This is a genomic window from Microbacterium sp. zg.B48 (assembly GCF_024623505.1).
Taxonomy (GTDB): Bacteria; Actinomycetota; Actinomycetes; order Actinomycetales; family Microbacteriaceae; genus Microbacterium.
The window spans coordinates 15,918-28,971 of record NZ_JANJFE010000016.1; the positions used below are offsets into that span (position 1 = coordinate 15,918).

A 13,054-nucleotide genomic window follows, 5' to 3' on the forward strand; every position below is an offset into this window, starting at 1 on the left:
GCCGACCGGTCCCACTTCGGGGCCGAATGCGCGTTTGCTATCGCGTCATGTCAGGTGCGCATATCGTCAGCGACACCGGCCTTCGGCTTCGCGGCAGCTCCCCGCCTGGAACGACGTATGCCAGCCGCGCCCTTCTCAGAGCACCTTCGACAAGAAGGCCTGGGTGCGCTCGTGCTGCGGATTGGAGAGCACCTCGGCGGGCACACCGGACTCGACGAGGCGACCGTCACTCATGAAGTGCAGCGAACTGCCCACCTCTCGGGCGAAGCCCATCTCGTGCGTGACGACGACCATGGTCATCCCGCCGGTTGCCAGGTCTTTCATGACGTCGAGGACCTCGCCCACCAGTTCCGGGTCGAGCGCCGACGTGGGCTCGTCGAACAGAACCACCTCGGGCTGCATGGCGAGCGCGCGGGCGATGGCGACGCGCTGCTGCTGGCCGCCTGAGAGGCCGCGGGGGTAATGGTCCTTGCGTGATGCCAGACCGACACGGTCCAGCAGTTCCGCAGCCTGTTCGGTGGCCTTCTTCTTGGAGACGCCTAGCACCTGGATGGGCCCCTCTGCGACGTTCTGGAGCGCCGTCATGTGACCGAACAGATTGAAGTGCTGGAAGACCATGCCCACGTTGCGGCGAGCAGCGGCGATCTGCCGTGGGTGCTGCTCGAAGAGCTTGTCGCCGCGGCGGGTGTATCCGATCTCTCGGCCGGCGACCCACATGTCGCCGCGCTGGAACGACTCGAGGTGGTTCATGCATCTCAGGAGAGTGGACTTGCCGGATCCGGACGGGCCGATGATGCACGCGACCTCACCGCGTTTCACGTCCAGTGAGGCGCCCTTGAGCACATCGACCCGGCCGAAGGACTTGTGGATCTCCACCGCGCGGACCATGACGTCGGCGGGCGGAGCGAAGCGGCTGTCGTCGGATTCGGTGTTCATCGACGTTCGTGGCCCTTTCCGAAATGACGCTCGACGAAGTACTGGCCGATGGACAGCACCGTGGTGAGGACGAGGTACCAGAACGTCGCCACGACGAGCATGGGGATGGTGTTGAACTCGCTCGAGTAGATACCGCGCACCGTGTTCATCAGCTCGCTGAATCCGATCACCATTGCGATCGACGTGAGCTTGAGCATCGAGATGACGGCGTTGCCGACCGGGGGGATGATGATGCGCAGGGCCTGCGGCAGCACGATGCGTCGCATCGCCCTCGCCGGGCTCATGCCGATCGCATAGGCGGCCTCGCGCTGTCCCGGTGGGACCGACAGAAGCCCCGAGCGCACGATCTCGCTCGTGTAGGCGGCGTCGTTGAGCCCGAAGGCGATGACGGCGGCAAGCAGCGGCGAAGCGAACACGTCGTTCATGTCGATGCTGTAATCACCCCAGCCCAGACTCGGCAGCACCGAGGCGGAGAAGAAGATGAAGATGAGCAGCACCGGCAGTGGCACGCCCCGGAAGAACCAGGTGTACACGAACGCGGCGCCCGAGATGATGCGGTTGTGGCTCATCCTCATCACAGCCAGCAGCGTTCCCAGGGACAGCGAGATCACTTCGGCCAGCACCGTGAGCAGGATGGTGTTCCAGACGCCGCGCAGGACGGCGCCGTCGAAGAGGTAGTCGCGGAATACCGGCCACTCGAAGCCGGGGTTCGTCGCGGCCCAGCGGATGATCTCCACCGCGGCGACGAGGATGAGGACGACCGCGATCCAGCGGCCGGGATGCTTCCGAGCGATGACCGTCGGCGCCGCGGTCGGCGACGGCTCCGGGGTCATCGCCGGCGCGGGGGGTGCCTGCTGAGTCACGGTCGTCCTCATCTCTAGCGGCGGTCAGTCGGTCAGCAGGACGATTTCGTCGGCGGTGAGCGCCGAGTTCGCCTGGCCGTATTTCTCGAGGATCTTCAGGTAGGTGCCGTCCGCCACGACCTCCTTGAACGCCTTGAGCAGCATCTCAGCGAGCTCGGTCTCCTCCTTCGGGATGCCGATGCCGAACGGCACGTAGCTGTACGGCTCGACGACGAGGTAGTCGCCGCCCGACTTCTCCACGTAGCTGGCGGCCACCTGCTCGGTCAGCAGCCCCACGTCGACTTTGCCGGTCGAGAATGCGAGATCCTGCCCCGCCTGGTCGTCGTATGCCTGGAAGGTGATCGGCTCGTCCTTGCAGACGCCGTACCAGTTGCTGCCGTCGTCTTCGGTCGTGGCGTTGGCCAGCTCGATGTCGTTGTACGACTTGGTGGCGTTGAGCACGGCGACTTCGACGCCACACAGGTCGCCGATGGTGGTGTAGAGATCCTCATCCTCGGCGTTGATGACCATCGTGTATCCGGTCTTGGCGTCGGGGATGAAGTTCAGCGCTTTCAGCCGGTCGCCGTAGACGCCCAGGCCGGAGACGGCCAGGTCGTACTTGCCCGACTGGGTGCCGGTGACGATTCCGGTGAAGTCGACGTTCTGGATGTCGAAGGTGATGTCGAGCTTCTCGCCGATCGCGGCGAGCAGCTCCGGCTCGATTCCGTCTTTCACGGTCGTGCCGTCGCCGACCTGCCAAGGCTCGTAGGGCCAGGACATGCCGACGGTGAGGGTGGTGATCTCGGGGGCTTCGTCGGTGGGCGCAGCAGCGGCGCAGGAGGTGATCATCGCCGCGGTCGCGGCGACGGCGAGGGTCGAAACGACAGCTCGGGTCTGGAGCTTCATACGTGGGCCTTTCGGGGGTCGGTGGAGCTGGCGGCGAATGGAGAGCGGTAGGCGGCATATCCGCGCTGGATCTGTATCTGGTCGGCGACGTACTTGGCGTCGTGCCAGACACCCCAGATGAAGCTGGACCCGCGTCGGGAAAGCCACGGCAGACCGAGGAAGTAGACGCCTGGTTCGCGGGCGACACCGCGAGCGTGCTGGGGACGCCCGCGATCATCGAACGTGTCCACCTGCAGCCAGCCGAACTCCTGCGCATAGCCGGTGGCCCACACGATGGAGCGGACGGATGCCGCGGCGAGGTCGAGTTCGCGGACCGGGTCCAGGACCGCGCGCGGCAGCGGTCCGAGCACATGCGCCTCCGGTTCCTCGGGGAGCTCGAGCCCGTTGCGCGCGATGTAGTCGTCCGCCTCGCGCAGCAGCGACAGATAGTCCGCATCACCGTTTTCGATGTCAGCCCTGAGCCCCGCACTGAAGCGCACGACACCGTTCCGGTAGGACTCGGTGCGGCCCACCAGCGTGATCCCCGCGGCGGCGAGGTCCCGGAAATCGACGGTGCGTCCGCCGTCGGCGCCGCTGACCGCGATCGTGACGTGTTCGGCGCCGAGGGGAGGCGTTGCCATGTCCCACTTGCCGAGCACTCCGAGCCACCACACGTTGTCCCGCCCCCGATAACGTCGCGGCGGGCGATCATGCGCGCCGACGGAGAGGTACACCGGTCGGCCGGCCGCCTGCAGCTCGGCGGCGATCTGCACGCCGGAGGAACCCGCCCCGACGACGAGGACCGAGCCGGCGGGCAGCTGTGCGGGGTTCTTGTAGTCGGCGGAGTGCAACTGGGTCACTCCGGCGACGGCGGGCAGCACGGCCGGGATCCGGGGCCGCTGGAACGCGCCGGTCGCGGAGACGACGAATCGAGCCTGAATGCGGCCCTCCGACGTCTCGACGGTGAAGCCCGGACGGTCCGTGTTCTTGTGCACACGGGTCACCTCCACGCCGGTGCGGACCGGCGATCCGATCCACGCGGCGTAGGCGACGAAGTAGTCCGCCACCTCTTCCTTCGAGATGAAGCAGTCCGGGTCCGCCTCGAAGGCGCGACCCGGGAAACGGTCATGCCACGCGGGACCGTTCGCCACCAGAGAGTCCCAGCGGCCCGAGCGCCACTTCTCGGCGATGCGCTCCTTCTCGAACACGATGTGGGGGATGCCCGACGCAGTCAGATGCTCGCTCATGGCGATGCCCGCTTGGCCGGCGCCCACGATGACGACTTCGGTTTCTTCGGTGCTCATTGCATCCGTTCTCTCAACGCCTGGACCGAACCCGCCTGTCGGATCGGTTGGTCCCTAATGCTGTGCGGCGCGGTGGAGGGGAAGCAATTGTCCTGAACTGATGCAGTCCGTCGATTTCGGAGACGAAATCACGCCGTCACATTCTCGTAATCCGGATGCGAGCCGGTCATCGACGCTCCGACGATGGACCGGCACGCGTCGACGAATGCACGGGGCCGGCGCGTCAAGGAGGTGATGGGCTGCGCGCTGGCCAGGACGATCGCGAGGCCGGAATCCTCATCGACCTCCACCGCCACCAGGCGGCCGCCGTCGTAGGTGAGATCGTGCGCGGGGCGTTGGTTGAGCAGTGTGAACATGCGACTGCGGGCGACCATCGCGCGCACCGTCTCGAAGCTCGAGAAACGATGCCGGATGTTCGGCACGAGCCCGCGATTTGCGAAGATCTGAGTGAAGTACTCGCGGGTGTACTGCCAATCCAGCAGCACCATCGGCTCTTCGGCCAGCTCGAAGATGTAGACCCGTTCCCGCTGAGCCAGCGGGTGGTCCGCACTGAACGCCGCGTACAGCGGCGCCTGCTTGAGTCTTTCCCGATGGATGCCGGGACCGAGCCCGAGATCGTACGTCAATGCCACTTCGACCACGTTGTCTCTCAGAGCGGGCTCCAGCTCGCCTGCGCTGAGCTCCACGAACTGCGGAGCGATACCGGGGAACTGGCTCGCGAGCCGTTCGGCGATCTCCGGAAGGTAGAACGGAGCGAGCGTCGGGAAGATGCCGACGCGCAGGTCGCCGGTGAGCTGATCGGGATCCACCGCGGAAATGGCGTCGTCCAGGTCGAAGAGGATCTGCCGGGTCCTCGCCAGGAACGCCTGGCCGGCGGAGGTCAGCATCAGCCCCTTCGCGCGCCGTCGGATGAACAGGGGGGTGCCGAGTCGCTTCTCGAGATTCGCGATCGAGTTGGAGATCGCCGACGGCGCAACGTACAGGGCGGCGGCCGCGTCCGCCATGCTCGAGTACTCGGCACAGCGCGTGAAGTAGATCAGCTGCGCGAGGGACACATCGCGGGGTTCCGGCATCTTCATGACGTCAGCATCGCTGGATGGCATTGCCGTGATGTTTCTCGCCCGTTACATCACAAAATCTGACGTGGACGTGCAGTTCCGGGCGATTGCTGCGGCCGTTCGGAAAGTGGAACCTGAGTGCGGACCCCCCAACCCGCCAGCAGAAAGCCGCCCGGAAGCATGACGCACCACACTCGCATCCGTCCGTTCAACACCAAGGACACCTACCCAGAGCAGAACCTCGACAACGACCTGTGTCAGGCGGTCGTCGCGAATGGTGTCATCTACATCCGCGGCCAGATCGGCCAGGACCTCGACAGCCGGGAGAGCGTCGGCATCGGGGATGTGGAGGCGCAGACCGAGAAGGCGATGGCGAACATCAAGATGCTCGTCGAAGAAGCCGGCGGGTCGCTCGAGGACATCGTGAAGGTGGTCGTCTACCTGGTGGACATCCGCTACCGCGAGACGGTGTACCGCACGATGGGGAGCTGGCTGAGAGGAGTCTTCCCGGTCTCGACCGGACTGGTCGTCTCGGCGCTCGCCCGGCCGGAATGGCTCGTCGAGATCGAAGCCACCGCCGTGCTCGCCGAGCCCAGCGCTGCCCAGACCGTCTGACGATTGGAACCGAACAGCATGAGCCAGCACATCGTCCTCAGCGCTCTGATCGTCCCGCCCGGCACGGCCACATCGTCGTGGATGCACCCCGACGTGGACCCGTCAGCCCCGGACAGCATCGAAACGTACGTCTCGCTCGCCCGGACGGCCGAACGCGGCTTCTTCGACCTCTTCTTCCTGGCCGACCGTCCGGGCGCGCAGCACCGGCACCTCGAGCAGTGGACGCAGACGCCCGCGTATCAGAATTCGCTCGAACCGATCACCGCCCTCTCCGCCATAGCGATGGCCACCGAGCACATCGGCCTCGGCGCCACAGTGTCCACCAGCTTCTACGAACCGTTCAACATCGCGCGCCAGTTCGCTTCGCTCGACTGGATCTCCCACGGTCGGGCTGCCTGGAACGTCGTCACGACGGCGAATGACGACGTCGCGCAGAACTTCGGCCTCGACAAGATGGCCCCGCACGACGAGCGCTACGTCCTCGCCAAGGAGGTGTTCGACATCGTCACCGCGTATTGGGACACCTGGGAGGACGATGCCTTCGTCTACGACAAGGCCGCCGCGCGCAACTTCGACCCCGCGAAGTTCCACCTCGTCGACCACCGGGGCAAGTACTTCACCGTCAAGGGCGGTCTGAACATCGCCCGGTCGCCGCAGGGCTACCCGGTCATCATCCAGGCGGGCGCCTCGGCGACCGGCAAAGAGCTCGCCGCGGAGACCGCTGAGGTGGTCTTCGGCACCGGCAAGTCTCTGGCCGCAGCGCAGGAGTTCTACACCGACCTGAAGGGCCGCATGGCGAAGTTCGGTCGCCGCGCCGACGAGCTCAAAGTGCTCTCCGGCGTGCAGGTCATCGTCGGCCGCACCGAGGAAGAGGCCCGCGCCAAGCAGGAGCTGCTGCAGAGCATCATCCCGATCGAGGCGCTGGTCACCTTCCTCTCCAACGACCTCGAAACCACGCTGCACGACCTTCCGCTCGACGAGCCGATACCCGCCGACCGGGTACCGGCATCCTCCAACAACCATCAGATCTACTTCCAGGAGATCGTGGAGCTCATCGGGCAGGGACACACCCTGCGCGAGGTCGCACGGCGCTACACCCGACAGACGACGGTCATCGTCGGCGACGTGGTGCAGGTCGCCGACGAGTTGCAGGCCTGGGTCGAGGCCGGAGGATCCGACGGATTCATGTTCAACGTGCAGTGGCTGCCCGGCGGCCTGGATGACCTGGTCGAGCTCTTGGTGCCCGAACTGCAGCGCCGCGGCCTCGTGCGCACCGAGCAGACCGATGGCACGCTCCGCGATCGGTTGGGCCTCCTCCGCCCCACGAACCGTCATGTCGACGGGCGCACCGGAGCCTTCGCCCGCGCCATCGAAGGGACCTCGGCATGACGATCTCCCTGATCGCCCGCGATCCGGCCACAGGCGCGTTCGGCATGGTGGTGGCATCCTCCAGTCCGGCCGTCGCGGCCCGCTGTGCACATCTGGCCGCCGGCGCGGGCGCGGTGGCGTCTCAGAACGTGACCAATCCTGAGCTCGGGATCCGTGGACTCGCGCTGCTTCAGGACGGCCATGATGCGAAGAAGACCATCGCCCTGCTCCTCGCCGGTGAGCGGTTCCCGGCCTACCGGCAGCTCGCCGCGATCGACCGCGACGGAGGCGTGGCGGTGTTCCACGGCGCGGCCGTGCTCGGCGTGCACGCGGCAGCCGAGGGCGACGCCTGCGTGTCCGCCGGGAACCTCCTCGCGAACACGGACGTGCCGGCGGCGGTGGTCGAGGGTTACGCATCCAGCCGTGCGCCCCGATTCGAGGAGCGGCTGCTGGCGGGGCTCGAGGCGGGCCTCGCCGCCGGTGGCGAAGCAGGACCGGTGCGCTCGGCCGGGCTGTCGGTCATCGATGACGTTGCGTGGCGGGTCACCGACCTGCGAGTGGATGAACACGACCAGCCGATCGCCGAGCTCGCCCGGCTCCTGACGCTGTGGCTGCCGCAGAAGGCCGATTACCGACTGCGCGCAGTCGACCCGACGGCCGCCCCGTCCTACGGCGTGCCGGGAGACGCATGAGCGCGGTGGTCGATGCCAAGACGGCCGTGACCCAGGAGATCGGTGCTCGCGGCGAAAGCCTCATCGCTCTCAGCCACACGGTTCACGCCCTTGCCGAACCCGCATGGGTCGAGCACGAATCATCCGCTCTCCTGCAGCGGTGGCTGGCGGGCGAGGGATTCGCTGTCGAGGCCGGTCAGGCCGGACTGCCGACGGCGTTCGTGGCGAGCCGCCCCGGTGACGGGCCGCACATCGCATTCATGGCCGAGTACGACGCCCTCGTCGGCCTCGGTCATGCCTGCGGTCACAACATCATCGCCGCCGCGGCGTGCGGTGCTGCGGCGGCGCTGGCCGCTGTCGCACCACACCTGCGTGTGTCCGTCATCGGCACCCCGGCCGAGGAAGGCGGCGGCGGGAAGATCCTGATGAAGGACGCCGGCGTGTTCGATGACGTCGACTTCGGGTTGATGATCCATCCCGGTCCGACGAACTTCTTGTACGCGCGACCGTACGCGGTCGCCCACCTCAGGATCGCGTACCGGGGCCGCGGCAGCCATGCCGCGGCGTATCCGGAGCGGGGGCGCAACGCCGCCGACGCATTCATCGTCGCTCAGGTCGCCATCGGCCTGCTGCGGCAGCAGCTGCCGGACGCGACCCGAGTACACGGCATCGTCACCGAGGCCGGGACGGCGGCGAACGCCATCCCGGAGAGCTCGGTCGGCAACTGGTACGTCCGAGGGCGGACGCTCGAGGAGCTCGGCCCGCTGGTCGAGCGGGTGCTGGACTGCTTCCGCGCCGGCGCACTGGCGACCGGATGCGAGCTCGAGGTCCGCGAGACCAGCCCGCGGTATGCGGAGTTCCGCAACGATGAGCCGATGGCGGCAGCCTTCGACCGCAATGCGCGCGCTCTCGGGCGTACGTTCGACCGCGGCACCTCAGGCATGAACACCGCCTCGACGGACATGGGGAACGTCTCCCAGCTCGTCCGCGCCATTCATCCCTACATCGGCATCGACACGGATGCCGTCAACCATCAGGCGCAGTTCGCCGACGCCGCCGTGACACAGAACGCCGATCGTGCGGTGCTGGACGGCGCCATCCTGCTCGCCCAGACCGCGCTCGACTTCGCTCAGGAAGAAGACCGATGATCGCCGAACCGCTCGAATCCGCCGTCGATGCCGGGATGTTCCGGGACGTGATGGGTCATTACCCCACCGGGGTCATCTGGGTGGCGGGCATCGTCGACGGCGCACCGGTCGGCATGATCATCGGGTCCTTCAACTCGGTCTCCCTCGAGCCCCCGCTGGTGTCGTTCATGCCGCAAAAGGCATCTTCCACGTATCCGACGCTCCGACGGGCCGATCGCATCGCGATCTCGATCCTCGCCCATGAGCAGGTCGCACAGACCCGCACGCTGGCCGGCAAGGACCCGGATCGCTTCGCGAGGGTCGCCTGGTCGCCGGCGGCGAACGGTGCACCGGTTCTCGACGGAGCGGTTGCCACGATCCAGGGCAGAATCGCTCAAGAGGTCGAAGCCGGGGACCATTGGATCACGCTGGTCCACGTCGACGATCTCGAGGTGACCAGGCCCGTCGCGCCGCTGCTGTTCTTCCAGGGCGGGTACGGCGGCTTCTCGCCGACAGGCCTGTCCGCACACCTCGACGGGTCGCTCATCACCGCCGGACGGATCGCCGAAGCAGCGCGGCCGCAACTGGACCGGCTGGCCGAAGAGCTCGAGTGCCATGTCGTGGCGATGGTGAAGATCTCAGCGTCCGAACAGACCATCGGAGCCAGCGCGTTCGCGCGGTCCGCATCCTTCGAAGCGGAGGAGGAGCGACTCGGATCCCGGATACCGATCGTGCCGCCGCTGGGTGAAGCGGCCATCGCGTGGGACGATGCCGCGATCGACGCCTGGGTGTCCCGGCTGTGGCCGCCGGACCGGCAGGTCAGCGATTCCTATCGGCGCTCCGCCGAGAAGGTCCGGGCGCAGGGCTATACGGTCAAGCGCACCGAGGGCTACGCGGCTCAGGACGATGCGCTCTCACTGGCGCTGCAGGAGTATGCGCGCAGTGAGCTGTCGCCGGCGCGGGACCGTGCGGTCCGCGGCATCCTGGCTGCCAGCCGACCCCTCTTCATTCAGTCGATCGCGCCGGAGGAGACCGCGATCGAGCTGACCTCCATCACGGTTCCCGTCTTCGAACCCGCGGGAGGTGCGCCCCGCAACTCGGGCATCGTCCTGCGCGCCAGCGGCTTTCCTCGAGCAACGGATGGCTCCACCGCTCTGGGCTGGGTCGCGGCGCTTCAGTCGGCTGCCGCCGAGGTTCGCGAGACGTTGCGCACGTCCGCGGCGCTCGATTACCAGCGCTACGTCGGCGCAGGACTCCGGGACCGCTGACCTCGGCCCCTCACAGAAAGTCAAGCCCCTCGCGCCGCCTCCGCCCTGCGCTCAGGCTCGTGTCATGAGCTCCCGCGATCACTCAATCGATGGCCCCACGGGCAAGCCGAGCCAGGCAGAGGGGGAGGACCCGGATCGTCCCGACGAGCACGATCCGCTGCCGGCCGACGGTCACCCCTCCCAGGCTGAGGGAGAAGACCCGGACGAATAGCCTTTGCCCCGGCGCCGCTGACAACGCGCCGGGTGAGTGTCGGAGGCGCTGTCAACCCCGTTCCACTCGTGATGGCAGGGAGCGATCCTCACTGCATGACATTCCACCCCACCCGCGCGATCGTGACAGGCTCCGACTCCGGTATCGGCAAGGCGACGGCGATCGCGCTCGCCGCGGCCGGAATGGACATCGGCATCACCTGGCACTCCGATGAAGACGGCGCGCGGGACACCGCGCGCGAGGTGGAAGCGCTCAACCGCACGGCGGTCGTTCGGCGTTTCGATGCCACCGAGGTCCCGGACTGCGCGGACGTGATCGACGAGCTCGCAGCTGAGCTCGGAGGCCTGGATGTCTTCGTGAACAACGCCGGCACCGGCGACAATGCGCCGTTTCTGGAGATGACTCTCGAAGAGTGGCGCCATACGGTGAGTGTTGACCTCGAGGCTGCTTTCGTCTGCCTCCAGCGTGCCGCTCGTCACATGCTCGGCGGCCAAGGGGGCAGGCTGATCGCGATCACCAGCGTCCACGAGCATCAGCCGCGTGTCGGTTCCGCCGCATATGACGCGGCCAAGCACGGTCTCGGTGGCCTGATGAAGACGATCGCCCTGGAACTAGGCCATGAACGGATCACCGCCAACTCGGTCGCCCCCGGCGAGATCGCAACGCCCATGACCGACCAGGAAGACGAGAACCCGCACGCGGTCTCCCGCCCGGGCGTGCCGCTGGGGCGTCCCGGCGACGCCCGCGAAGTTGCCGCGGTCGTGGCATTCCTCGCCTCCGCCGGAGCCTCCTACGTCACCGGAGCCTCGTACGCCGTGGACGGTGGCATGCTGCAGATGGGTCCCCAGGCCGGCTCCCACATCGTCTCTGACGACTGGCGTCAGGGGTGACCGACGGATGCCGCGGCCCGGCTAGGCGGCGGCATCCTGCTCGAGCAGCTGCTTGAGCCCTTCGATGATCTGCCGCGAACCGTCCGCGGTTTCCGAGCCTTCGCGGGTCTGGCCACGTGCACCGCGATGCACCAGGGTGATCCGGCATCCGGAGTCGGTCGGTTCGATCTCCCAGTGCAGCGAGCCCTGATCGTCCGATGCGCCGTACCAGGTGGCGACGAAGGTGTGCGCCAGACGCCGAGGTGGCTCGTACTCCAGCACCTCGCCGACGATCTGGGGGTCGCCTTCTTCGTCCACGAACTCGATCGGCGAGCCGACCTGCCAGGTGGTGCGCGGCGACGTGCCGAAGTAGTACCTCTTCACCGTGCCCGGGTCCGTGAGAGCACGCCATGCCGCGGTGGGCTCGGCGGACACCAGCACCTCGTAGATGCGATCGTCGGTCATCAGTTCGTTCCTTTCTCGAGATCGTTCTTGAGCGCGAGCAGCCCAGCGGATGCGCGCGCTCCGAAGTCATCGATCCAGCGCTCCGCGAGCTGGACGATGGGCACGGGGTTGAGGTGGCAACGGCGCACGCGTCCCTCTTTTCGCGACACGATGAGTCCGGCCGTTTCGAGCACGCCGACGTGCTTGAGCACGGCGTGCCGGCCGAGGGGCGCAAGTGCTTCGGTGAGTTCGCCGACGCTCCGGCCGTCGCGCGACCGCAGCGCGTCGAGGATCCGGCGACGGGACGGATCTGCGATTGCGTGGATCACGGACTCGGTGTCCATGCCGCGACAATAGGTGACTCTCGAGTCACCTGTCAACCTTCTCGCGGTGGCTCCACTGCCGGACGTCAGGCGTCGGGGGGTATGCGCTCGGCGACGCTTCCGTTCCCGGATCTGTCAGGTTCTGCCCGGCGAGGCGGCGATGGCCCCGACGACGGGCGAGCCCGCGCACGGCGGGCCCGCGCCGGTGCTTCAGGCGGCGCGCACGCGAGCGGCGTCGTGTGCGGCGGTGTCGATCACGTCCGAGACGATGCCCTGCTGGGTGATGAAGACGTCGTGGCTGGCCCCCGGTACGTTCGTGATCTCCGCCCCCATGCGTTCGGCCATGTGCTGCAGCATCGCCTGATCGAAGGATTTGTCCTCCTCGGCGATGACCGCCCAGCTCGGCTTCTCCCGCCAGGCGGCGTCCTTGACCGGGACACCGAAAGCCGACATGTTGATGGGGACCTGCGAGTCCCGAAGGAACGCCGCATCCGCGTCGCCGGCGTCCGCCGCGAACCCCAGCTTGAACTTCTCGTGATTGAGGAAGCCGAATCCGTCGTCGCCGACATCGATGACGAAGTCCGGCGTCGGGGCGAAACCCTCGTACTGCTGGGAGGTGGTCTCGCCTGCGTCCGGAGCGAGCGCCGAGACGTAGACCAGTCCGGCGACGTTCGGATGCACCCCTGCCTCGGTGATGACAGTGCCGCCCCAGGAATGCCCGACGAGGATCGTCGGCCCGTCCTGGAGGTTCAGCACTCGGGTGGTCGCCGCGACGTCGTCCTCCAGTGAGGTGAGCGGGTTCTGCACGATGGTGACCCGGTAGCCCCGAGCCGTCAGGTTGTCGTATACGCCTCGCCATCCTGACCCGTCGGCGAAGGCGCCGTGCACCAGCACGACGTTCTTGATGTCTTGATCAGTGCTCATGATGTGTCCAATCCGTGCGCGACGGGCCGCCCGCGCGCTCTTAGGGTCCGCCGACGGATGCCGGTAGGTGGGATGTAATATATTGGATGTTGCGATGCGCGGCAAGAGGGTCCGGACGCTGGATCTCGATGGATCAGATGCCGCCGAGGCGTCTGTGCCGGGGGGATGGAGAAGATCGACGGCCGGGAGCGAGCGATCGTTCCTGGGCG

At 67.2% G+C, this 13,054-nt stretch carries 15 protein-coding genes; 7 read left to right on the forward strand and 8 right to left on the reverse strand.

Annotated elements, in window-relative coordinates; genetic code table 11:
• Window positions 1-135 precede the first annotated feature (135 nt).
• The 5 genes from NQ152_RS12150 to NQ152_RS12170 all read right to left on the reverse strand — a co-directional run bounded on the left by NQ152_RS12150 (window position 136) and on the right by NQ152_RS12170 (window position 5,046).
• Complete coding sequence (locus tag NQ152_RS12150) at window positions 136-936, reverse strand: amino acid ABC transporter ATP-binding protein (RefSeq protein ID WP_306815922.1); 801 nt, start codon at window positions 934-936, stop codon at window positions 136-138.
• Window positions 933-1,799 (reverse strand): amino acid ABC transporter permease, encoded by an 867-nt coding sequence (locus tag NQ152_RS12155; protein ID WP_257503188.1) that lies wholly within the window; start codon window positions 1,797-1,799, stop codon window positions 933-935. The genes NQ152_RS12150 and NQ152_RS12155 overlap by 4 nt, the downstream gene beginning before the upstream one ends.
• Before the next feature lie 24 nt (window positions 1,800-1,823).
• A complete protein-coding gene (locus tag NQ152_RS12160) occupies window positions 1,824-2,684 on the reverse strand; it encodes a transporter substrate-binding domain-containing protein (protein ID WP_257524161.1) in 861 nt (286 codons plus the stop codon).
• Window positions 2,681-3,967 carry an NAD(P)/FAD-dependent oxidoreductase gene (locus NQ152_RS12165; protein ID WP_257503190.1) on the reverse strand — a complete coding sequence of 429 codons (1,287 nt, stop codon included), beginning with the start codon at window positions 3,965-3,967 and terminating at the stop codon, window positions 2,681-2,683. Before NQ152_RS12165 ends, NQ152_RS12160 begins: the two co-directional genes overlap by 4 nt.
• A gap of 128 nt (window positions 3,968-4,095) precedes the next feature.
• On the reverse strand, window positions 4,096-5,046 hold the full coding sequence (locus NQ152_RS12170) for a LysR substrate-binding domain-containing protein (RefSeq protein WP_257503191.1): 951 nt from the start codon (window positions 5,044-5,046) through the stop codon (window positions 4,096-4,098).
• 159 nt (window positions 5,047-5,205) lie between these two features.
• On the opposite strand from NQ152_RS12170, the gene NQ152_RS12175 reads away from it, so the two are divergent.
• From NQ152_RS12175 to NQ152_RS12205, 7 genes are all read left to right on the forward strand, one after another.
• On the forward strand, window positions 5,206-5,640 hold the full coding sequence (locus NQ152_RS12175; protein ID WP_257503192.1) for a RidA family protein: 435 nt from the start codon (window positions 5,206-5,208) through the stop codon (window positions 5,638-5,640).
• 18 nt (window positions 5,641-5,658) lie between these two features.
• A complete protein-coding gene (locus tag NQ152_RS12180; RefSeq protein ID WP_257524162.1) occupies window positions 5,659-7,029 on the forward strand; it encodes an LLM class flavin-dependent oxidoreductase in 1,371 nt (456 codons plus the stop codon).
• On the forward strand, window positions 7,026-7,700 hold the full coding sequence (locus NQ152_RS12185) for a DUF1028 domain-containing protein (protein WP_257503194.1): 675 nt from the start codon (window positions 7,026-7,028) through the stop codon (window positions 7,698-7,700). The genes NQ152_RS12180 and NQ152_RS12185 overlap by 4 nt, the downstream gene beginning before the upstream one ends.
• Complete coding sequence (locus NQ152_RS12190) at window positions 7,697-8,827, forward strand: M20 family metallopeptidase (RefSeq protein WP_257524163.1); 1,131 nt, start codon at window positions 7,697-7,699, stop codon at window positions 8,825-8,827. Before NQ152_RS12185 ends, NQ152_RS12190 begins: the two co-directional genes overlap by 4 nt.
• Window positions 8,824-10,074 carry a flavin reductase family protein gene (locus NQ152_RS12195; protein ID WP_257524164.1) on the forward strand — a complete coding sequence of 417 codons (1,251 nt, stop codon included), beginning with the start codon at window positions 8,824-8,826 and terminating at the stop codon, window positions 10,072-10,074. The genes NQ152_RS12190 and NQ152_RS12195 overlap by 4 nt, the downstream gene beginning before the upstream one ends.
• Before the next feature lie 64 nt (window positions 10,075-10,138).
• A complete protein-coding gene (locus tag NQ152_RS12200) occupies window positions 10,139-10,285 on the forward strand; it encodes a hypothetical protein (protein ID WP_257503197.1) in 147 nt (48 codons plus the stop codon).
• Between the two features lie 95 nt (window positions 10,286-10,380).
• Complete coding sequence (locus tag NQ152_RS12205; protein WP_257524165.1) at window positions 10,381-11,175, forward strand: SDR family oxidoreductase; 795 nt, start codon at window positions 10,381-10,383, stop codon at window positions 11,173-11,175.
• A 21-nt stretch (window positions 11,176-11,196) separates the two neighbouring features.
• On the opposite strand, the gene NQ152_RS12210 is transcribed toward NQ152_RS12205, so the two are convergent.
• The 3 genes from NQ152_RS12210 to NQ152_RS12220 form a co-directional block, all read right to left on the reverse strand.
• Window positions 11,197-11,619, reverse strand: coding sequence for an SRPBCC domain-containing protein (locus tag NQ152_RS12210; RefSeq protein ID WP_257524166.1), 423 nt, complete (start codon window positions 11,617-11,619; stop codon window positions 11,197-11,199).
• A complete protein-coding gene (locus tag NQ152_RS12215) occupies window positions 11,619-11,942 on the reverse strand; it encodes a helix-turn-helix transcriptional regulator (RefSeq protein WP_257524167.1) in 324 nt (107 codons plus the stop codon). The genes NQ152_RS12210 and NQ152_RS12215 overlap by 1 nt, the downstream gene beginning before the upstream one ends.
• Window positions 11,943-12,131: 189 nt before the next feature.
• The gene (locus tag NQ152_RS12220) at window positions 12,132-12,845 is read right to left on the reverse strand and encodes an alpha/beta fold hydrolase (RefSeq protein ID WP_257524168.1); all 714 of its coding nucleotides are present in this window, start codon (window positions 12,843-12,845) and stop codon (window positions 12,132-12,134) included.
• Window positions 12,846-13,054: the final 209 nt, after the last annotated feature.